The sequence below is a fragment of the Paraburkholderia sp. A1RI-2L genome, from assembly GCF_048957375.1.
In the GTDB taxonomy this organism is placed as follows: domain Bacteria; phylum Pseudomonadota; class Gammaproteobacteria; order Burkholderiales; family Burkholderiaceae; genus Paraburkholderia.
Genome location: NZ_JARBTA010000005.1, coordinates 110,876 through 130,540 on the forward strand (window position 1 = coordinate 110,876; position 19,665 = coordinate 130,540).

General features: G+C 68.8%; 18 protein-coding genes. 7 read left to right on the plus strand and 11 right to left on the minus strand.

All coding sequences use genetic code 11. From position 1 onward, the window contains the following. Window positions 1–96 precede the first annotated feature (96 nt). On the plus strand, window positions 97–2,289 hold the full coding sequence (locus PWP93_RS33260; RefSeq protein WP_421047820.1) for a catalase: 2,193 nt from the start codon (window positions 97–99) through the stop codon (window positions 2,287–2,289). 100 nt (window positions 2,290–2,389) lie between these two features. Beyond that, window positions 2,390–4,186 (plus strand): thiamine pyrophosphate-requiring protein, encoded by a 1,797-nt coding sequence (locus tag PWP93_RS33265; RefSeq protein ID WP_421047821.1) that lies wholly within the window; start codon window positions 2,390–2,392, stop codon window positions 4,184–4,186. A 186-nt stretch (window positions 4,187–4,372) separates the two neighbouring features. On the opposite strand, the gene PWP93_RS33270 is transcribed toward PWP93_RS33265, so the two are convergent. Next, a complete protein-coding gene (locus tag PWP93_RS33270; protein WP_421047822.1) occupies window positions 4,373–5,092 on the minus strand; it encodes an MgtC/SapB family protein in 720 nt (239 codons plus the stop codon). Between the two features lie 207 nt (window positions 5,093–5,299). Here PWP93_RS33270 and PWP93_RS33275 point away from each other — a divergent pair, with 207 nt between their 5' ends. After that, window positions 5,300–5,776 (plus strand): hypothetical protein, encoded by a 477-nt coding sequence (locus PWP93_RS33275; protein WP_421047823.1) that lies wholly within the window; start codon window positions 5,300–5,302, stop codon window positions 5,774–5,776. Window positions 5,777–5,867: 91 nt separating this feature from the next. Here PWP93_RS33275 and PWP93_RS33280 read toward each other — a convergent pair whose 3' ends face one another. From PWP93_RS33280 to coxB, 4 genes are read right to left on the minus strand one after another with little or no spacing between them, the layout of a single operon-like run. Continuing rightward, the gene (locus PWP93_RS33280; RefSeq protein ID WP_421047824.1) at window positions 5,868–7,169 is read right to left on the minus strand and encodes a c-type cytochrome; all 1,302 of its coding nucleotides are present in this window, start codon (window positions 7,167–7,169) and stop codon (window positions 5,868–5,870) included. Then, a complete protein-coding gene (locus PWP93_RS33285; protein WP_421042725.1) occupies window positions 7,160–7,582 on the minus strand; it encodes a hypothetical protein in 423 nt (140 codons plus the stop codon). The genes PWP93_RS33280 and PWP93_RS33285 overlap by 10 nt, the downstream gene beginning before the upstream one ends. Continuing rightward, a complete protein-coding gene (gene ctaD / locus PWP93_RS33290; protein WP_421047825.1) occupies window positions 7,579–10,224 on the minus strand; it encodes a cytochrome c oxidase subunit I in 2,646 nt (881 codons plus the stop codon). Before ctaD ends, PWP93_RS33285 begins: the two co-directional genes overlap by 4 nt. Before the next feature lie 13 nt (window positions 10,225–10,237). Beyond that, the gene (gene coxB, locus PWP93_RS33295; protein ID WP_421048075.1) at window positions 10,238–11,443 is read right to left on the minus strand and encodes a cytochrome c oxidase subunit II; all 1,206 of its coding nucleotides are present in this window, start codon (window positions 11,441–11,443) and stop codon (window positions 10,238–10,240) included. A gap of 171 nt (window positions 11,444–11,614) precedes the next feature. Between coxB and PWP93_RS33300 the strand changes: the two genes are divergently transcribed. Beyond that, window positions 11,615–12,169 (plus strand): DUF4142 domain-containing protein, encoded by a 555-nt coding sequence (locus tag PWP93_RS33300; RefSeq protein WP_421025772.1) that lies wholly within the window; start codon window positions 11,615–11,617, stop codon window positions 12,167–12,169. A gap of 192 nt (window positions 12,170–12,361) precedes the next feature. Here PWP93_RS33300 and PWP93_RS33305 read toward each other — a convergent pair whose 3' ends face one another. From PWP93_RS33305 to PWP93_RS33325, 5 genes are all read right to left on the minus strand, one after another. Then, window positions 12,362–12,514: a DUF6496 domain-containing protein gene (locus PWP93_RS33305; RefSeq protein ID WP_421047826.1), complete on the minus strand. Its 153-nt coding sequence runs from the start codon at window positions 12,512–12,514 to the stop codon at window positions 12,362–12,364. A gap of 88 nt (window positions 12,515–12,602) precedes the next feature. Then, complete coding sequence (locus PWP93_RS33310; protein WP_421047827.1) at window positions 12,603–14,264, minus strand: GMC family oxidoreductase; 1,662 nt, start codon at window positions 14,262–14,264, stop codon at window positions 12,603–12,605. After that, window positions 14,254–14,985, minus strand: a complete 732-nt coding sequence (locus PWP93_RS33315; RefSeq protein ID WP_421047828.1) for a gluconate 2-dehydrogenase subunit 3 family protein — start codon at window positions 14,983–14,985, stop codon at window positions 14,254–14,256. The genes PWP93_RS33310 and PWP93_RS33315 overlap by 11 nt, the downstream gene beginning before the upstream one ends. Beyond that, window positions 14,982–15,911, minus strand: a complete 930-nt coding sequence (locus tag PWP93_RS33320; RefSeq protein ID WP_421047829.1) for a hypothetical protein — start codon at window positions 15,909–15,911, stop codon at window positions 14,982–14,984. Before PWP93_RS33320 ends, PWP93_RS33315 begins: the two co-directional genes overlap by 4 nt. A gap of 47 nt (window positions 15,912–15,958) precedes the next feature. Further along, on the minus strand, window positions 15,959–16,471 hold the full coding sequence (locus tag PWP93_RS33325) for a PRC-barrel domain-containing protein (protein WP_421047830.1): 513 nt from the start codon (window positions 16,469–16,471) through the stop codon (window positions 15,959–15,961). 190 nt (window positions 16,472–16,661) lie between these two features. On the opposite strand from PWP93_RS33325, the gene PWP93_RS33330 reads away from it, so the two are divergent. The 3 genes from PWP93_RS33330 (at window position 16,662) to PWP93_RS33340 (ending at window position 18,620) form a co-directional block, all read left to right on the plus strand. Beyond that, window positions 16,662–17,147, plus strand: coding sequence for a GNAT family N-acetyltransferase (locus PWP93_RS33330; RefSeq protein WP_421047831.1), 486 nt, complete (start codon window positions 16,662–16,664; stop codon window positions 17,145–17,147). 69 nt (window positions 17,148–17,216) lie between these two features. After that, window positions 17,217–17,648 carry a CBS domain-containing protein gene (locus PWP93_RS33335; protein ID WP_421047832.1) on the plus strand — a complete coding sequence of 144 codons (432 nt, stop codon included), beginning with the start codon at window positions 17,217–17,219 and terminating at the stop codon, window positions 17,646–17,648. Window positions 17,649–17,933: 285 nt separating this feature from the next. After that, window positions 17,934–18,620, plus strand: a complete 687-nt coding sequence (locus PWP93_RS33340; RefSeq protein ID WP_421047833.1) for a PIG-L family deacetylase — start codon at window positions 17,934–17,936, stop codon at window positions 18,618–18,620. Here the strand turns inward: PWP93_RS33340 and PWP93_RS33345 are convergent. After that, a complete protein-coding gene (locus tag PWP93_RS33345) occupies window positions 18,617–19,600 on the minus strand; it encodes a glycosyltransferase family 2 protein (protein WP_421047834.1) in 984 nt (327 codons plus the stop codon). The two genes, PWP93_RS33340 and PWP93_RS33345, sit on opposite strands and share 4 nt — an antisense overlap. Window positions 19,601–19,665 lie beyond the last annotated feature (65 nt).

Consider the following 19,665-nt stretch of genomic DNA (forward strand, 5'->3'; position numbering starts at 1 on the left):
GCCGGTCCAGTGAGGTAAGCAACGAGCTTGCCCGGGCTTGCGCAACAGCGGTACACGGCTTGCGAGGCACACAGGTCCACTCACGAGGAGCATTCGATGCCACATCGCAAACCATCTCGCCGCCAGCCTGCGCCGGCCGACGCGAAGTCGCGGCAGCTCGACGCGTTTCGCTCGCGCGCCCAGGGCGAGGCGCTGCGCACGAACCAGGGCGTGAAGATTGCCGATAACCAGAACACCTTGCGCGCGGGCCCGCGCGGCCCCTCGCTGCTCGAAGACTTCATCATGCGCGAGAAGATCACGCACTTCGATCACGAGCGCATTCCCGAGCGCATCGTGCACGCGCGCGGTTCGGCGGCGCATGGCGTCTTTCAGGTCTACGAATCGCAGGCCGAGCTCACGCGCGCCGCATTTCTCCAGGACCCGGCCAAAATCACCCCGGTCTACGTGCGCTTTTCGACGGTGCAAGGGCCGCGCGGCTCGGCGGACACCGTGCGCGACGTGCGCGGTTTTGCCACCAAGTTCTACACGGAGGAAGGCAACTTCGACCTGGTGGGCAATAACATGCCGGTCTTCTTCATTCAGGATGCGGTCAAGTTTCCCGACTTCGTGCACGCCGTGAAGCCCGAAGCGCCCGACGAAATGCCCACCGGCGCGACCGCGCACGACACCTTCTGGGACTTCGTCTCGCTCGTTCCGGAAAGCGCGCACATGGTCATCTGGGCGATGTCGGACCGCGCGATTCCACGCAGCCTGCGCACCATGGAGGGCTTCGGCGTGCACACCTTCAGGCTCGTCAACCAGGCGGGCAAGGTGCGCTTCATCAAATGGCACTGGCGTCCCGTGCTGGGGTCGTACTCGCTGGTCTGGGACGAGGCGCAGAAGATCGCCGGCAGGGACCCCGATTTTCATCGGCGCGATTTGTGGGAGGCGATCGAGCGCGGCGATTTCCCCGAGTTCGAGCTGGGCGTGCAGGTGATAGAAGAAGCGGACGAGCACGCCTTCGGCTTCGATCTGCTCGACCCCACCAAGCTCGTGCCCGAGGAGCAGGTGCCCGTGAAGCTCATCGGCAAGATGACGCTCAACCGCAATCCCGACAACTTTTTCGCCGAGACCGAGCAGGTGGCGTTCCATCCGGGCCATATCGTGCCGGGCATCGATTTCACGAACGACCCGCTGTTGCAGGGGCGTTTGTTTTCCTATACCGACACGCAGATCAGCCGTCTGGGCGGACCCAATTTTCACGAGCTTCCGATCAACCGGCCGGTCTGCCCGTTCCACAACAATCAGCGCGACGCCATGCACCGGCAGACGATCGCGGTCGGCCAGGCGTCGTATGAGCCCAATTCGGTGAGCGAGGGCTGGCCGAAAGAGACGCCTCCAGATGCCGGCGGCTTCGAAAGCTACCAGGAGCGCATGGAGGGCGCGAAAATCCGCGTGCGCAGCGACTCGTTCGCCGATCACTTCTCGCAGGCCACGATGTTCTACCGGAGCATGTCCGAGCCCGAGCAGGCGCATATCGTGGCCGCCTACGCGTTCGAGCTGGGCAAGGTCACGAAGCCGGAGATACGCGAGCGCACCGTCAACGAGATTCTCGCGAACATCGACGCCGATCTCGCCGCGCGCGTGGCGAGCGCGCTCGGGATGGCCGCGCCCAGGGCCGGCAGCAAGCCTGGCAATAGCGCAGGCAGCAGCGCAGGCAACAGCGCAGGCAGCAGCGCAGGCAACAGCGCAGGCAGCAGCGCAGGCAACAGCGCAGGCAACAGCGCGGGCAGGCCGCAGCCGCCTGCTTCGCCGGCGCTCAGCCTGCTCAACCGCGTGAAGCCCGGCATCGCGACGCGCAAGATCGCGTTGCTGAGCGCGCCGGGCGGCGACGGCGCGATGATCCGGCAGTTGCGCGAGGCGTTGTCGAAGGCCGGCGCGCAGGCCTTGCTGGTGGCACCCACGTTCGAAGCGATCGACGGCCTCGTGCCCGACGCGACGATCGCGGGCATGCCCTCGGTGATGTTCGATGCGGTGTTCTTGCCCGGCGGCGAACAGGCCGCGCAGACGCTCGCGCAATCGGGCGACGCTCGTCACTTCGTGAGCGAGGCGTTCAAGCACCTGAAGGCGATTGGCGCGGCGGACGCGGGGCGGCTCGTGCTGAGCGCGGCGCAACTGCCCGATCCCGCCGATGGGGTGGCGCACGGCGACGCTGCCGACGTGGCCAATGTGCTGCGGGCGTTCATCGACGCGGCAGGCCAGCACCGCATCTGGTCGCGCGCGGCGCAGGCGGAGTCGGTGGCGGCGTGAGCGCGTGAGCGCGGGCGCGCCGCGGCGAGACGGCAACACCGTGCCAGGCCCGCTGCTTGCGCGACGACCATTGTTCGGACATCTATCGGGAGAAGCAGAAATGGCGACGACCACGGTCAGCGACTTCATCGTCGAGCGTCTGCACGAGTGGGGCGTGCGGCGCATCTTCGGCTATCCAGGCGACGGCATCAATGGCGTGTTCGGCGCGCTGCGGCGCGCCGGGGACAAGATCGGCTTCGTGCAGGCGCGCCACGAGGAAATGGCGGCGTTCATGGCGAGCGCGCACGCGAAATTCACGGGCGAGCTGGGCGTGTGCATCGCCACCTCCGGGCCGGGCGCGTCGCATCTGCTCACCGGGCTCTACGACGCGCGGCTCGACCACATGCCGGTGCTCGCCATCGTGGGCCAGCAGGCGCGCGCGGCGCTCGGCGCGCATTACCAGCAGGAGCTCGATCTGGTCTCGATGTTCAAGGACGTGGCCGGCGCCTACGTGCAGCAGGCGAGCGTGCCGGCACAAGTGCGCCACGTGGTGGACCGCGCGGTGCGCATCGCGCTGTCGCGCCGCACGGTCACGGCCATCGTGCTGCCCAACGACCTGCAGGAACTCGACTACGAGTCGCCCCCGCGCAAGCACGGCACCGCACACTCGGGCGTGGGCTACGCGGCGCCCGAGGTGGTGCCGCGCGAGGCGGACCTCGAGCGCGCGGCCGCGGTGCTCAACGCCGGGCATCGGGTGGCGATACTGGTGGGCGCGGGCGCGCTCGACGCCACCGACGAAGTGATCGCCGTGGCCGAGCGCCTGCATGCGGGCGTGGCCAAGGCACTGCTCGGCAAGGCCGCGCTGCCCGACGACCTGCCGTGGGTCACGGGCTCGATCGGCCTGCTCGGCACCCGGCCCACCGACGAGATGATGTCGGCCTGCGACACGTTGCTGATGATCGGCTCGGGCTTTCCGTATTCCGAGTTCCTGCCGAAGGAAGGCGACGCGCGCGCCGTGCAGATCGACATCGACGCCGGCATGTTGAGCGTGCGCTACCCGATGGAAGTGAGTCTCGTGGGCGATAGCGCGGCCACCTTGCGCGCGCTGCTGCCGCGGCTCGAACAGAAGAACGCGCAGAGCTGGCGCGATCGCATCGTGCACGCGGTCGAGCGCTGGCAGCGCGTGCTCGACGAACGCGCGCTGGCAAAAACGGGCGGCCGGGTCAACCCGCAGCGCGTGGTGACCGAGCTATCGCAGCGCTTGCCCGATGGCGCGATCGTCACGAGCGACTCCGGCTCGTGCGCGAACTGGTACGCGCGCGACCTCAAGATCCGCCGCGGCATGATGTGCTCGCTCTCGGGCGGCCTGGCGTCGATGGGCGCGGCCGTGCCGTATGCGATCGCCGCCAAGCTCGCCCATCCGCAGCGGCCCGTGATCGCGCTGGTGGGCGACGGCGCGATGCAGATGAACAATATGGCGGAGCTCATCACCGTGTCGAAGTACTGGCACGAGTGGGCCGATCCGCGCTGGATCTGCGCGGTGTTCAACAACGAGGACCTGAACCAGGTCACGTGGGAGCAGCGCGTCATGATGGGGGATCCCAAATTCGAGGCTTCGCAGGACATCCCGAACGTGCCTTATCACCGCTTTGCGGAGTTGCTGGGGCTCACGGGCATCTACGTCGACGATCCCGCCCGCCTGGGCGAGGCGTGGGAGCAGGCGCTGTCCGCGCAGCGTCCCGTGGTGATCGAAGTGAAGACCGATCCGGAGGTGCCGCCGCTGCCGCCGCACGTGACGATGGAGCAGGCGCGCCACTTCGCGCGCGCGCTGATGGAGGGCGACCCCGCCGAGGGCAGCGTGATCGCGAATACCGCGCGGCAGGTGGTGGCTTCGGTGATGCCGGGGAAGAAGCACTGAGTGCACTGAGTTCATCGAGGGCACCGGGCGTGCAAGCCGTCACGTGCCCCATTTCAGGCATTACGCGTAATTGCTTCATGTGTCGGGCGCACCCGTGGCCGGAAAAACGCAGTGAACAAAGCGCAGTGAACAAAGCGCAGTGAACAAAGCGCAGTGAACAAAGCGCAGTGAACAAAGCGCTTCCCATCAACGCTCGATGGACCACGACGATTCATCGTGCAGGCGCGCGACGAGTTCCGAGAGCGCGTTTTCGACGGCCTCGTCGTTGGGGCTGGCTTGCCAGCGCACTTCAAATGACGCGTTGAGGCGTCCGTGCGGGACACCTTCGCCCGCTTCGCGCGCCACGCCCAGCGGCACCACGAGACAGCGGCGGCCGCGCAGCGTTTCTTCGAGCCGTTGGCGCGGATCGTCGCCGGCATCGTGGCCTAGCGTGACGTGAGCGCGGCGCCCGCGCGGCAAGCGGCGCTCCACCCGCTGGAGGGTCTGCAGAACGATCATGCCGAGCACGGTGCCCGCCAGCGCGAGCACGTACTGGCCGCCGCCCGCGCACAAACCGATCATCGTGACGTACCACATCGTGGCCGCCGTGGTGACGCCTTGCACGAGGCCGTCCTTGTGCAGAATCGAGCCCGCGCCGATGAAGCCCACCCCGGAAAGAATCCCGAGCGGCAGCCGCATCAGGTCGAGCACGACGAAGGAGTCGTGGGCCTTGCCGTGCTGGAGCAGGAGCACGTTCACCTGAAGCATCGCGAGACAGGCCGCGATGCACACGAGCAAGGTCGTGCGCAGGCCGGCGGCGTTGCCGGACTCGCCGCGATTCCACCCGATCAGCGCGCCCGCGACGACGGCGACGGCAATCCGGCCGGCGAAATCGGGCCAGGTGAGCACCATCGGCATGGGATTCATCGATGCATCTCCGGGTAGCGCGAGCGCGCGGGCGCCATGATGGCCGGCGCGCAAAGGCCGTGCCGTCTGCATGGATCGTGCGCGCCGAAGCGTCGATGCGCATGCGCACGCGGAGGCACACCGCGTGCGGGAAAGAAGACGTGGGATGCCCGGCTTCTCCCGTGCCGGACACGTTTTTCTCATCCACGTTGATAAGGAGCACAAATCATGATGCGACATCGATTGGTCATTTCAGCTGTACTGAGCGCCATTCTGGCCGCGTCCGGCGCTACGCTCGCGCAGACCGCAGGCGGCGGCGCAGGTGCAGGCGCGGGCGGTAGTGCGGGCGGTAGTGCGGGCGCGCGCGGCGCCGCGGGTGCGGGCGGCGGCGTCGAAGGGTCGGCCGGCGGCCAGTCGACCGGCGTCTATCCGCCAAACACGCAGGGTGTCGAGCAGGCTCCTGCGGTCACCAGTTCATCGAGTTCCATGAACCCGAACGCCCACCGGACGCATTCGAAGAAGCACGTTAAGCGGCCGGCGGGTATGAGCGGGTCGAGCCATTCCGGCAATGCGGCTGATATGGGCGATACGCGTACCCCCCCTGCCGGCATGCCGGGCAACAGCGGCAGCAACGGCAATACTGGCAGCAACGGCAGCAACGGCAGCAACGGCAGCAACGGCAGCAACGGCAGCAGCGGCGACTAGCCGCGCTCGCCTCCGGGGCCGGGCGGCGTGCCGCGCATGAAGGGCGCGCGCCGCCCGCCGCACTGCGCGAGACCGGCGCACGCGCCAGCCGCTATTGCCGAATCGCTTCGCGCAGGCGCGTCGCCTCGGCGGGCGCAACCGGCGCGGCGTTGTTGCCCCACGCGCCGCGCACGAAGCTCAAGACCTCGGCGATTTCGCCGTCGGTCAATTTCGCGCGGAAGCCGGGCATTTTGAGCGGCGCGCCGCCGCCGGCGGTCCGGGGGCTCTCGCTGCCTTCGATCACGAGGCGCAGCGCGCTGGTGGGATTCGCCGCCAGCGTGAGCGTGCCGCCTGCTAGCGGCGGCGCCTTGTCGGGCTTGCCGCGTCCATCGGCGCCATGGCATTTCGCGCAGTACGCAAGGTAGACGCCCGCGCCGGGCCGCTCGGGCACGCCGTCTTGCAGCACCTGACGGGTCGCGTCGCGCGCCGCCACGGTGTCGTCATAAGCGCCGCTGCGCGCACGGGCGGGCAGCGATTTCAGATAGATCGCGATGGCGTGCAGATCGTCGTCGCTCAGGTATTGCGTGCTCGCGCCCACCACGGGCGCCATCGCGCCGAATGCGTACGCGCGCGCGTTGTGACCATTGCGCAGGAACGCGGCGATGTCGTCTGCGCTCCAGCGCCCAAGGCCGCTGCCCGGGTCGCCCGTGAGGTTCGGCGCGAACCAGTTGTCGGTCACGCCGCCGGTGAGATAGAGCGGGCTGCGTTCGTCGTAGCCCATCTCGTTGTAGGCGGGGCCGCGCGGCGTGTGGCATGCGCCGCAGTGGCCGAGCCCCTGCACGAGCCATGCGCCGCGGTTCCATTGCGCCGTTTGCCCCGGCTGCGCCTCGTAGCGGCGGTGGCGCGAGAACGCGAGGCGCCAGAACAACAGCACCCAGCGCTGGTTGAACGGGAACGGCAGACGCGTCGCCTGCACTTCGTTCGGCACCGGGGCGACGCCGTACATGAAGTACTGGTAGAGCGCGTCCACGTCGCGCGGGGCGAGCGCAGCGAACGAGGGATAGGGCATGGCGGGATAGAGCCGCTTGCCGTCCGGCGCGACGCCTCGTTGCAGCGCCGCTGCGAATTGCGCCGGGGTGTAGCGCCCGATGCCATGCACGGGATCGGGGGTGATGTTGCTCGCGTAGATCGGGCCGAAAGGCGAAGAGATAGCCAGGCCGCCCGCGAACGGCTGGTGTTGTGCGGAATCGTGGCACGAGGCGCAATCGCCGGCCTGCGCGAGCTGCTTGCCGCGCGCGATCTGCGCCGGGTCCGGCGGCGGCTTGCGCGCATCGTTCGCCTCGCTGCCCCCCTGGTGGCAGGCGGAGCATAGCGCCGTGGCGCACAGCAGCGCGGCAAGCAGGTTCATCGCCATGATTCGCACAGGTGCTGCAGCGGCAACGCCACGAGCACCGATATCGTGAACACGAGGCCGATGGTGAAGGCGATGGAAACGGCCTCGCCGCACCAGGCCACGAAGTGCAGCGTATTGCGCTGCGGGCCGCGCAGCGCGAGCGCGCTGCGCCTGGCGCGGCGCGCCCCGATCACGCCGGCCAGCGCGAGCACGAACGCGGCGAACGACGCCAGCGCCAGCAGCCCGTGCACGATGCTCCACGGCAAGGCGTTGTGCTGCGTGACGCCGCCCACGCAGGCCGTTGCCACGAGGCTCATGCACAGCAGCACATGCCCCATCCAGACGAACGGCACGCCGAGCAGACCATACCAGGCGGCGACGTGCAGCAAGCGCGCCGGCGCGGCGCGTCCGGATGCGGCGGCGGATTCCATCATCGGCTCCTGAACCAGTAGGGCGAGAGATAAAGCACGCTGAAAATGAAGAGCCACACGACATCGACGAAGTGCCAGTAGAGGCCGCCGATGTTGAGCGCGGCGTCGCGGCGGCCATCGAAATAGCCGCGCGCGATCCAGATGGCGAGCCAGAGCAGCATGACCACGCCGGCCATCACGTGAGCCATGTGAAAGCCCGTGATCGTGAAGTAGAGCGAACCATAGAGGTGCGATGCGATCCCGTAGGGCCGCTCGTGCCATTCCGAAAACTGGATGCCCACGAATGCGCAGCCGAGCGCGACGGCCACCGCCATCGACCAGAACGCGGGGCGCGTGCGCGCGCGCCGCACGCATGCGCCGGCGAGCCAGACGAACCCGCTGCTCGCGAGCAGAATCGCGGTGTTCAGGCCGCTCACACCGAGCTTGGGCAGGCCTTCGGGCGGCCAGGGCTGCGCGCTCTGCGAGGCGAGATAGAGGTAGGAGAAGATCAGATAGCCGAACAGCGCCGCTTCCGTGACCACGAGCGTGAGCACGCCCCACCATCCGCCCGCATGCTCGCCGGCGCTGCCCACGGGCAGCGCGAGGCTTTCGTCGTCGCTGCCGGGCGTTTCCGGGTCGAGATCGGGATTCCCGGCGGGCGGCGCGGGCTGAGGTGCCGGTTGAGGTACGAAAGGTTCGCGCTGGCCGAGCTCCTTGCGCGGCCACAGCCAAGCGAGCAGCGCGGCGGCGCAGGCGAGCGCGGCGAGCCCCGTGAGCACCGCCGAATGCAGCAGCAGCCCGACGAACAGAAACGTTGCGGCCACACCGAGCACGAAGGGCGAATACGCATCGTCGGGCATCTTCAGGATGACGTCGGGCTCGCCGCCCAGCGGCGTGATGCCGAGCGCCTCGCGGCCGCGATGCAGCAGATAGCCGGGGCGCGCGAGGTGCGCGTCGCTTGCCCACAGCGGATCGCGCGAGCGCACGCTCGGCAGGACCGCGAAGTTGTACGGCGGCGGCGGAGACGAGGTGGACCATTCGAGGCCCGCCGCGCGCCACGGATTCGGCCCGGCGCGCTCGCCGCGCTTCATGCTCGCGAGCGCGTTGCCGATGAACATGACAATGCCGATGGCGAACACGAACGCGCCGATGGTGGTCACGAGGTTCGCGGTGTCCCAGCCCATGCCCTCGGGATAGGTGTAGACGCGGCGCGGCATGCCGAGCAGTCCCGAGATGTGCATCGGAAAGAAGCCGAGGTTGAAGCCCACGAACAGCACCCGGAACGTCCATTGCCCGAAGCGCTCGTGCATCAGCCGTCCCGTGAATTTCGGGAACCAGTAGACGAGCCCGCCCAGCACCGGAAACACGTTGATGCCGAGCAGCACGTAGTGCAGGTGCGCGACCACGAAATAGGTGTCGGTGAGCTGCCAGTCGAGCGGCACGGCGGCCGTCATCACCCCCGAGACGCCGCCCACGGTGAACATCAGCACGAAGCCCGCGAAGTAGAGAAACGGCGTTTTGAACACGGGCTTGCCGGTCCAGATGGTGGCGATCCACGCGAACACCGCAATCGCGCTCGGCACCGAGATCAGCATGCTCGCCGCGCCGAAGAACGCGAGCGCGAGCGGCGGCAGGCCGGTCGCGAACATGTGGTGCAGCCAGACCTCGAAGCCCACCAGCATGGTCGCCACGGTCGAGAGCGCGACGGCGGCGTAGGCCGCGATCGGCCGCCGGCAGAAAGTTGGCAGTGCTTCGGAGACGATGCCCATGGCCGGCAGCACGACCACGTAGACCCACGGATGCGCGAAGATCCAGAACAGATGCTGCCAGAGCAGCGGGCGGCCGTCGGCGCTGGTGTCGAAGAAGTGCGTGCCCGCGTTGCGGTCGAGCCAGAGCATGAAGAAGGCGAGGCTCACGGAGGGCACCGCGAGAAGATTGGCGCACGACGCCGTGAAGGTGCCCCAGACGAGGATCGGCAGCCGCGCGATCGACATGCCGCTGGCGCGCATGCGCAAGAACGTGATGACGAAGTTGGCCGCGCCCACCGTCGTGGAAATGCCGAGCAGCACCATGCCGAGCGCGTAGACGTCGATGTTCGGCCCGGGATCGTAGGCGGCCGAGGAGAGCGGCACGTAGTTGAACCAGCCCGCGTTGGCGCCCTGGCCGCGCGGAAAGCTCGCATAGAGCAGCATGCCCGCGCCCAGAAAAATCCAGTAAGAAAGCGCGTTCAGGCGCGGAAACGCCATGTCGCGCGAGCCGAGCACGAGCGGCCACAGATAGTTGGAAAAGCCGCTCAGCACGGGCAGCGCATAGAGAAAGATCATCGTCACGCCATGCATCGTGAAGAGCTGGTCGTATTGCTGCGGCGTGAGCAGCGTTTCGTTGGGCTGCGCGAGCTGCGCGCGCATGACGAGCGCCTCTGCGCCGCCCAGCAGCAGGAACACGAAAGCGGTGACGAGGTAGCGCAGGCCGATGGTCTTGTGATCGACCGTCGAAAACCAGCCGCGCCAGCCGGGGCGCGTCTCCCAGATGGCTTCGAGGCGGCGTAAGGTGGGCTCGTCGAGCGGCGCGGTGCCGGTTTCGGGCACGCGCGAGAAGCGCGCCGCGCGCGGGCGGGAAGGCACTGTGGCGCGGCCTGATGTAGAGGATGCCGAAGGAAGGTTCATGGTGCGGGCGCTGTCAACGGAGCGTGTCGAGCCAGGCGCCCAGGTCGCTGGCCTCGGCGGGCGTGAGGGCGATGGAGGGCATCAGCGAGCCGGGCTTGATCTGCTGCGCATGGGCGATCCAGTCGAGCCGGTTCGCGGCGGTATTGGCGAGCGCGCCCGCGGCGATCAGCCGGCGCGACGCGAGATGCGTGAGGTCGGGGCCTTGCGCGCCGGTGGCTTCGGTGCCGCGCACGGCGTGGCAGGCCGCGCAGTGCTGCGCGAACACCCCGGTGCCGCGCTGCGCGGCGGGATTGGAGGGCGCGGCGGCGGGCTGCGCCTGGGCGCGGGTCCACTGCTCGAAGGCGTCGGGCGTTTGCGCCACGACTTCGAGCGCCATGTGCGCATGCTGCGGCCCGCAGAACTGCGTGCACTGGCCGCGCCAGACGCCGGGCCGGTCCGCTTCGATCCATTGCCGGTTGATCTGCCCCGGGATCGCCTGGGTCTTGCCGGCGAGGGCCGGCACCCAGAACGCGTGGACGACATCGGCGCTTTCGAGGTCGACGCGCACCGGCGCGCCGGTGGGAATATGAATCTCGTTGGCCGTTGCAAAAGCGGCGCCGGAGGACGTCGTATAAGTCACTTTCCACCACCAGTCGTAGGCCGTGACATGCACGGTGAGCGCGCTCGCGCGCGGCGGGTCCGCGACCATGGCCAGCACCCGCAGCATGCCCACGAGCGCGCCAAGCAGGAGCACCGTCGAAACGGCGGTGCCGATGGCCACGAAGCGGTTTGCGGTTCGCTCCGCTTTGCGTTCTGCCGTTTGTGCCGTCGCTTGCTGTTCCGCCGTAAGGGCTTCGTCTGGCGCCCGCGACGCGTCCCACGACGAGCGAGTGGCGCGCAGCGCCATCGCCAGCAGCACGGCGATCGCCACGCAGACGACCACGCACAGTGCCGCGAGCCCCCAGCCCAGCAGCTTCACAGGCGCTGAAGCCGGCCCTGCGCTATGCAGAAAGTACGCAAGCGGCGTGGCCGCGCGGCAGGCGTTGGCCGCCGTGGCGCAGCCGAGCGCGCCGGCGGCCGCCGCCCATGCGCGCGCCCACGTGCCGCGAAGCCGCCAGGCCGGACTCACGGCTGCTCCAATGGCAGGGCCGGCTGTGCGAGAGGCATGGGCGGTTCTCCTGAGCGGTGCTGAACGGCCTTGCCACGAGCGCAGAGCGCGTGCCCGATGCGGCGCGCGGATGCGCGAGTACTGGCATGCCGGTTGCGTGACGGAGTGGGTGGGCGGCACGGCGCCGCTGGGGTCTTCCCGCGGGGTGTTCCATGCGCCTCGATTACACATTCGTACCGTCATGTCCCGCGTGCCGCTGCCGGCCCTGGCCGGCGCGGCGGCGCGCCCAACCGGAGTCAGCCTATGAAATTCGCCCTTGCAGTCATCGCCGGCGCCCTGGCGTGCGGCACGCCGTTGTGCGTTCAGGCGCAGCAGACCGAAGCTGCCTCGACCACCGCGGCCAATCCATTGCCTTCGGCTGACCGTGCGTTCGTGCAGGCGGCGTCGATGTCGTCGTCCACCGAAATCGATGCGGCCAAGCTAGCCATGCATAACACCGAGAACAAGGACGTGCGCGCGTTCGCGCGGCATATGGCGTTCGATCACACCAAGCTCGCGGCGCAATTGAAGATCGCGGCGCCGCATGGCGTCACGGTGCCCGTGAAGAATTCGGATACCTCGGTGCTCGATGCGCTGCGCCCGCTCAAGGACACGGCTTTCGACCAGGCCTATGCGCAGAAGCTGGGGCTGCAAGGCCACAAGGAAGCGGTGCAGGCGTTCCAGAAGGAAATTGCCGATGGCCAGAACGACGACCTGAAAAAGGCCGCGCGCAAGGCGCTGCCGACCATCGAGGAGCACTACCGCATGGCGCAGTCGCTTGCGCAGAAAGTGGGGGTGAGTACAACGGCGGCCAAGTAAGTTTGCCAGGCAAGCATGCCAGCCAGGTGTACGAGGCAAGCATGCCAGGCAAGCGTTGCAAGTTCTCCGTGAGGCATTGAAATTTCGTTGCGTTGTAGAGGATCGGCGGCCCGTTGCCCGGATCATCACCTGCCGGACCGCGCTCTCAGCCGCCGCTCCTCTTCGCGCAATGCTGATGTGGACCGCGCGACGCTATTTCGAATGCTTCTTCGGAATCTTGGCGCCCGATTTGCGGGCTTGATTCAAGGCGATGGCCACCGCCTGCTTCTGCGATTTGCCGTGCTTCATTTCCGTCTTGACGTTCTTCGAGATGGATTCGCGTGTTTTTCCCTTGCTAAGTGGCATGATGGTCCTCCTGTGAGAAACACCTGTATTGAGGCATGAGGCGTGCCTGCGTGCCTCGCATCGCGGTTCGCGGGGCACGGCCCATTGCTCACAACTCTCCGCGCGCCGCCAGCACACCGATGCGATCGGCCGTGCGGCAGGCCACCGCCTGAATCGTGAGCGACGGATTCACGCCGCCCACGGTAGGAAACACGGACCCATCGCAGATCCACAGATTCGGAATGTCCCAGCTCCGGCAATCGGCGTTCACGACGCTCGTGCGGGCGTCGCTGCCCATGCGCGCGGTGCCGTTCAGGTGGCAGGTGTCGTCGTCCTGAGTCCAGATGTCGTGCGCGCCCGCCGCGTCGAGCGCGCGGCTCATGTGGTCGAGCGCATGGCGCACGAGACGCCGGTCGTTCTCGCACATCGACCACGTCACGCGCGCGATGGGCAGGCCGAGTGCATCTTTCTCGTCGGCGAGCGTGACGCGGTTGCGTTCCTGCGGCATCGTTTCGCCCACCATCTTCAGCCCGGCCTGATGGTTGTAGCGGCGCATCTCGTCCATCAGCGCGCCGCCCCACAGGCCACGGCTCGTTTGCGTCGCCGCCCACACGAGCGGCAGCGGCCCCTGGCTCATGTAGCAGTAGCCGCCGTGAAAATCCTTGCCCTTGTCCTCGTAATTCCAGTGCTCGGTCAGCGCGAGCGAGGGCGGCCCCTTGTACCAGCGGATCTCTTCGTCCATCGTGCCCCAGGCGGCCTGGTTGGTCTGCACCATCAGGTTCTTGCCGACGAGCCCGGTGCTGTTCGCGAGTCCGTCGGGATAGCGCGCATTCGCGGAGAGCAGCAACAGGCGCGGCGTTTCGATGGCGTAGCCGGCCACCACCACATTGCGCGCGCGCTGGAACTGCCAGCGTCCTTCGCGATGAAAATGCACGCCGCTCGCACGACCCTGCGCGTTGGTTTCGATGCGGCCCACCATCGCGAGGTCGCGGATCTCGGCGCCCGCGCGCACGGCGCGCGGAATCCACGTGACCAGCGCGCTTTGTTTTGCGTTGGTCGAGCAGCCCGTGACGCAAAAGCCGCGATAGACGCACTGGTGCGCGTCGCCGCGCGGCGCGGAGAGCGTGGCGAGCGGGGTGGGCGACCAGCCAATCCCGAGCGCCTCGCAGCCGCGCGCGAGCACGAGGCCCGCCGCATTGATTTCGTGCGCGCGGTACGGGTAGCGCGGCCGTTTCGGGCCCCACGGATAGCGCACCGGCCCCGCGATGCCCAGCGCCCGCTCGACTTCGGTGTAATAGCGCCACATCTCGCGCCAGTCGAGCGGCCAGTCGGCGCCGTAGCCGAGCCGCGTGCGCGCCTGGAACCACTCGGGCCGAAAGCGCAGCGACACCATCGCGAAGTGCACCGTGCTGCCGCCCACCGCCTTGCCGCTGTTGTTGCTGCCGAGCTGCAGCGGATTCTCGCCGTCGCAGATGCGCTCGTCGGTCCAGTAGAGCTTGGTCTGATCGGTTTCGTCGGAGGCGAACTCCTCGAGCGGACGCCACCACGCGCCCGCGTCGAATGCCACGACGCGAAAGCCGGCCTCGGCAAGCCTGCCTGCGAGCGTGGCCCCGCCCGCGCCGGTGCCGACGATCGCGAAATCCACCATGTCGTCGGGCGCGTACTCGCGCATCGGCAGCCAGCCGCCGCGCCGGAACACATCCGGCGCCCGGCCGTGCCTGCCGCGCGGCGCTGCGCGCGCGTCAGCGACAGTGCGCACGTCAGCGCACACGCTGGTTCTCCCGGCGCACGGCTGCGCGTGCATGGGCCTTGCTGGCCTCGTCGGCGTTGCCGGCTGTGTCGTCCTGTTCGGCCTCGTGCAGTTCGACCGCCTCCCACGGGTCGCGCCGATTGAAATAGAGACGCACGTAGCCGCGCGGATTCGCCGGCCCGCCGAAGCCGAGTTCGCTCCAGGCCGCCGGATGCGACCAGTACGCGGCGCTCAGATCGTGCAGTACGCGCTTGGCGAAGAACACGCCGCAAGGCATGCCATGCCACGCTGCGCAACGCAGTTCGCCGTGCTGCATGTGGGCGATCAGCGCAAGGCGGTCGGCGCAGCCGAGGCGGTGAAAGGGTTCGCCCAACGCGGCTTCGCTTTCGGCGTCGAGCGCGGCGAGTCCCGTGTCCCACGCCTCGCGCAACGGCGGCAGGCGCGCGTCGCGAAAGCCGTCGCGGCGATCCGCAAGCAGCTTGCCGTCGAGCAGCGCGGCCACCGGCACGGCCGGCGCCGGGCCCTCGTGCGGTTCGCATCCTTCGCCGCCACCTTCGCCGTGCTGCGGGATGATGCACGCACACAGCGCCAGCAGCGTTTGCCAGCGCGCGGCGTCGAGATAGCGCGGCGCGCGAGGCGTCGCCAGACGCGCGTCGATCACGGCGCGCGTAGGCGCATCCCACGATGGCGTGTCGCGCTTGGCGAGCACGTCGTAACCGGGGTAGCGCGTGGTTCGGCTCATCGTTCTGTCTCCCTCATGCGCAGCGCGGCGAGCCCGGCGAGCGCCAGCGCGCTGAACGACGGCGGCGCGGGCAGCGGCGGGCCGGCGAAAAGATTCTGCGACCAGTTGCGCCAGCCGCCCTGGGCGCGCGCCACGCCTTGCGCGTGAAAGCCCGCACCCGCGAAGCCGAGCGCCGCCGTGATGCGCAGCCACGCGCGCGCGATCGCGCTGGCGCGCGGCGTGCCTCGGCGGCGCGAGGGCGGCGTGCAGCAGCAGCGCGCCGCCCACGGGGCGATCGTGACGGGCGCGTACATCGCCGGATGCTGGTATGCGCCGCGAAAATGCAGCAACGCGGCCTCGGCTGCCGTGCCGATGAGACCCACGCCGGCCACCAGCGCGAGCGCCTTGCCCGCGGGCACGCCGAACAGCCGCGGGTCGTGCTCCGGCTGGTCTCGCAAGGGCTCGGCGACGGCGCCCAGCACGCCGGAGAGCAGCAGTGCGAAAGGCGCGCCCAGCGGCGCGGCGTAAAAGAGGTTGTGCCAACTCAGTGCACCGGGACGCTTGGTCACGTTGTAGAGATGGAACGCGGTGCCCGCCGCGCCGGTGGCCGCGCTGCCGATCTGGATGGCGTGGCGCAGGCGCTGCGAGCCGGCGCGCGGGTCCGCGCCGCCGTGCAGCGCCGCCGCGAGCGAGCAGAGCGCGACGCTCGGCGCGAGATACATCGCGCGATTCTCGAAGCCGCCGCGATAGTGCTCCATCGCGCTATCGGCGAGGGTCGACAGCGCGAGCAGCGCAGCGCCGTGGCTGAACGCGCGCGCGGCGGCCACGTGCTTGCCGGACGCGCTCGCGTGCTGCGCATGGCGCAGGTCGCGCGTGGACCAGAGCGCGAGCGCCGTGCCTGCCGCCACGCTGACGATCCCGGTGGCGAGGCGAGCCGCTTGTGTCATGACGTGATCTCCCTGGCCTGTCGCCTGTCCGGCGATGGCCGCCGAAGTCAGAGTTCGCGGCCGTCCCCTCCGATCGACCCCGGCGATTCGGGCGGCACGTCTTCGCCGCGCTTCGCGAGCAGGCCGTTTTCCCAGTACCCGGGCGTGCCGTAGTACTCGTGCACGGTCGTGCTCCACTCGAGATCGGCCATGGCGGGCCAATGATCCTTGTCGAAACCGGGCGCGAGCTTGACCCGTTCCGCGCTGACGTTCAGCAAGAAGCGCTTGTTGGTGGCATCGAGCGTGAGCGCGGACCAGGGCAGCGCGAGCAGCTTGTCGCCGATGCCGAGGAACCCGCCGCTCGACATGACGGCATAGGCGACGCGTCCGCTGGCGACTTCCAGCATGATCTCCTTGATCTTGCCGATCTCCTGGTTATCCGAACTAAATACGCGGTCGCCCTCCAGGGTATTCGCCGCCATGACATAGGGGCCGGGGCCGGCCGCGGTTTCGTTGCCCTCGCCGACGATGCGCGCGCCGGTTTGCCGGGAGTCGGGATTCGAAGCGGGATTCAAAACCATGATGTGCTCCTCAAATGGACGCAAGGGTGCAGGAATCCGCTCGGCGGCCGCCCAGGCATCGGCGGGCCGCCGGACGTAACGGATATGACAACCGGGGTTTCGCAACCGGCGGGCCCGGAAGGGCGCGCAGGGGCGCGGCACCATCCTTGCGTGCCCATGGTTTGACGATATGAAAAGGAGGGCACCGGGTATGAGCGACCTGTCACTTGTTGCTGTGGTGCGCGAAGAAAACCCTTGCACGCTGGACGCGCGCGCGATGCTCGACGAGCTGAGCGCCATGCTCGCGCTCTATAGCGCGGATGGCGCGCAGTCCCGATTCAGTATCGAGGACGTGCAGCGTTCGCGCAGCGCCTTTGCGGTGGCGCGCACGATCGACGGCCATGCAATCGGCTGCGGCGCCTTGCGGCGCTATTCGTTCGAGATCGCGGAATTCAAGCGCATTTACCGGCGCCCGCAATGTCCGGGCACGGGCGCCGCGATACTGCAGTTTCTCGAAGACGTGGCCGCTTCGATGGGCTACCGGCGCGTCATCCTCGAAACGCGCGCAGCGAATCGTCGTGCGGTGGCTTTCTATCAGCGGCATGGCTACGAAACCATCGAGCCGTTCGGTGAATACATCGGCGCGGCTGGCGTTCGCTGCCTTGGCAAGACGCTCGCGCCGGCACAGTGCTCCTGAAAGCTTCGGCATAGCCGATGCGGCTTCGTTTGGGCAGGCCGATTACCTCCAACCGAAGAAGGAGCCATCATGACCACGATCGCAGAAGTCATGACACGTGAAGCCGACGTGCTACCACCCGAAGCCTCGCTGCAAGAAGCGGCGCAAATCATGGATCGCCTCAACGTGGGTGTGCTGCCGATATGCGACGGCACGCGTCTCGTAGGCATGCTGACCGATCGCGACATCGTCGTGCGCGGCGTGTCGGCGGGTGCGGGACCCGAGTCGCCGGTGCTGGAGGCGCTCAGCGACACCGTCGAATGGTGCTACGGCGACGACGACGTGAGCGTCGCCGAGCAGAAGATGGCCAGCCGCCAGATCCGGCGCTTGCCGGTCCTCGACCGCAACCGGCAACTGATCGGCATCGTGTCGCTTGGCGACCTCGCAACCTGGGCGGAGGGCGACCGCTCGTCGGTGCTGCGCGCGGTGTCCTCGCCTTCGCAGCCCGATCGCCGGGGGTGAGCGCGACGCATCGGCGGGGTTGTAGAAGCTACGCGTAAGCCATGAAACGGCATGTGGCGGCGCCGGCCGCCGGCTACGCGGGCCGCGCCGGCGCTGCCGCATTGGTGCATGGTGCGTCGAGTGTCGAGTGTCGAGTGTCGAGTGTCGAGTGTCGAGTGTCGAGTGTCGTGCGCATGGGCCTGGCGCTTGCACGCAGCGGGCATACTGCCTTGCTGGCTGAGGACCCCCATGCCGCACCCGCCGCCCCTCTGTGCCCGCGATGGAACGCTGCCCGCGCCGCGCGGCATGCCGCGTCTCTTAGTGGTCTCGCCGCATCTCGACGATGCAGTGCTCGGCTGCGGCAGCCTGCTCGCGAGGTTTGGCGGCTCGGTAGTCTGCACCGTGTTCGCGGGCGAACCGGCCATTGCGAGATGCACGCCATGGGACGAAGCAAGCGGCTTTCGCGATTCGCACGAAGCCATGCGCGTGCGCTGCCGCGAAGACGAATGCGCGCTCGCTCATTGCGGCGCGAAGCCGCTGTGGCTGAGATTTCCGGACGCGCAGTACGGCGCGGCGGCGCGGCCCGAAGCGCTCGCCGCGGCGTTGGCCGAAGCGTTCGAGCAGATTGGCCTGCACGGACGCTATCTGCCCGTGTTCCCGCTCGGGCTCTGGCATAGCGATCACGAATGCGTGGGCGCGGCGTGCCGGCTGCTGCTGCGCACGCGGCGCATGGCCGAATGCATCGCTTACGAGGACGCCATCTATCGCGCCATCCCGGGCGTGCTCGACGAGGGGCTGGCGCGCATTGAAGCGGCGCGGCTGTGCGCCAGCCCATGGCGGCCGCACGCGCTGGGCGCGTCGCCCGGACGATGGATCGCGGCGCTCAAGCGGCGCGCCGTCCTCGCTTACGCGAGCCAGTTGCGCGCGTTCGGCCGCTATCCGCCCGACGCGGCGCGGGCGGAGCGCTACTGGCGTGTCGCGGCCCGCATCTAGTTCTGCTCCAGATCGCATGACGACGCTGACGACCGCGACGAAAGCGACGGCCGCGACGCAAGCGACAACAGCGACAACAGCGACGGCCGTCGCGCGGCGTGCCTGCGCTCCGCGTCGCACACGGCCTCGCGCAGGCGCAGCACGCGTGCGGCGACGGGGCGTCGCCGGCGCGCGGCCCAGCGAATGCCGCGCACGAGCGCGCACAGATCGTCGCTCGGGCGGGCTTCCTTGCAGGCGCTCGCCAGCGCGCGCCACGTCGCGGCCATGGCCTCGCGGCGCGGCAGCCGCAGCCACGCGACGAGCGCGGCGTTGCGCGCCAGCACGCGCCGGCGCAATGCGCTGTCGCGCACCGGCGAAGGGCGGTGATGCACTTCGAGCGAAGGCGCGTAGGCGATGTCGTAGCCGGCCTGCAGCACGTCGAGCGAGAGCAGCGCTTCTTCTCCGCCGATGAAAAGCTGCGGCTCATAGCCGCCCAGTTCGCGAAAGACGGCGGTGCGAAACACCGCGGCGCCCGCCATGAATCCGGTCAGACGGCGCAGCGGATGGTCGGCGGCCGCGAGCGGGCTCGCGGCCATGCGCTCGCAGGTGGGGTCGAGCGTGCGCGCCGCGCCGACCACCACGCGCGCGCACAGCGTGCCGATGCGCGGATGCCGTTCGAGCAGCTCGACCGCATCGGCGAGGGCGCCGGGCTGCCATTCGGTGTCGTCGTCGCTGAAGGCGACGTAGCGCGTGCCCACCTGCGCGGCGCCCACATTGCGCCCGGCGGCGCCCAGATTGGTTCCGCAGCGCAGCACCCGCAAGCCGGGGCAGACATGGGCGAGCAGTTGCGGCGTGCCGTCGGTCGAGCCGTTGTCGACCACGATGACCTCGGGCCGCTCCGGCAGACGCAGCAGGGCAGTCACCGTGCGCACGGCCTCCGCGCGCCGGTTGCGGGTGAGCACCACCACGCTGATCAAGGGATTAAAGAATCTGTGCTGCACCTTGGCCTCCACGGGTTCGCCGGCATGAGCCGGCCTTCTCGTGCAATGGTCATTCCCGCGGGACC

Coding starts and splice junctions, on each gene's coding strand:
- PWP93_RS33260 (WP_421047820.1), top strand. CDS start 97: ATGCCACATCGCAAACCATCTCGCCGCCAGCCTGCGCCGGCCGACGCG.
- PWP93_RS33265 (WP_421047821.1), top strand. CDS start 2,390: ATGGCGACGACCACGGTCAGCGACTTCATCGTCGAGCGTCTGCACGAG.
- PWP93_RS33270 (WP_421047822.1), bottom strand. CDS start 5,092: ATGAATCCCATGCCGATGGTGCTCACCTGGCCCGATTTCGCCGGCCGG.
- PWP93_RS33275 (WP_421047823.1), top strand. CDS start 5,300: ATGATGCGACATCGATTGGTCATTTCAGCTGTACTGAGCGCCATTCTG.
- PWP93_RS33280 (WP_421047824.1), bottom strand. CDS start 7,169: ATGGCGATGAACCTGCTTGCCGCGCTGCTGTGCGCCACGGCGCTATGC.
- PWP93_RS33285 (WP_421042725.1), bottom strand. CDS start 7,582: ATGATGGAATCCGCCGCCGCATCCGGACGCGCCGCGCCGGCGCGCTTG.
- ctaD (WP_421047825.1), bottom strand. CDS start 10,224: ATGAACCTTCCTTCGGCATCCTCTACATCAGGCCGCGCCACAGTGCCT.
- PWP93_RS33300 (WP_421025772.1), top strand. CDS start 11,615: ATGAAATTCGCCCTTGCAGTCATCGCCGGCGCCCTGGCGTGCGGCACG.
- PWP93_RS33305 (WP_421047826.1), bottom strand. CDS start 12,514: ATGCCACTTAGCAAGGGAAAAACACGCGAATCCATCTCGAAGAACGTC.
- PWP93_RS33315 (WP_421047828.1), bottom strand. CDS start 14,985: ATGAGCCGAACCACGCGCTACCCCGGTTACGACGTGCTCGCCAAGCGC.
- PWP93_RS33320 (WP_421047829.1), bottom strand. CDS start 15,911: ATGACACAAGCGGCTCGCCTCGCCACCGGGATCGTCAGCGTGGCGGCA.
- PWP93_RS33325 (WP_421047830.1), bottom strand. CDS start 16,471: ATGGTTTTGAATCCCGCTTCGAATCCCGACTCCCGGCAAACCGGCGCG.
- PWP93_RS33330 (WP_421047831.1), top strand. CDS start 16,662: ATGAGCGACCTGTCACTTGTTGCTGTGGTGCGCGAAGAAAACCCTTGC.
- PWP93_RS33335 (WP_421047832.1), top strand. CDS start 17,217: ATGACCACGATCGCAGAAGTCATGACACGTGAAGCCGACGTGCTACCA.
- PWP93_RS33340 (WP_421047833.1), top strand. CDS start 17,934: ATGCCGCGTCTCTTAGTGGTCTCGCCGCATCTCGACGATGCAGTGCTC.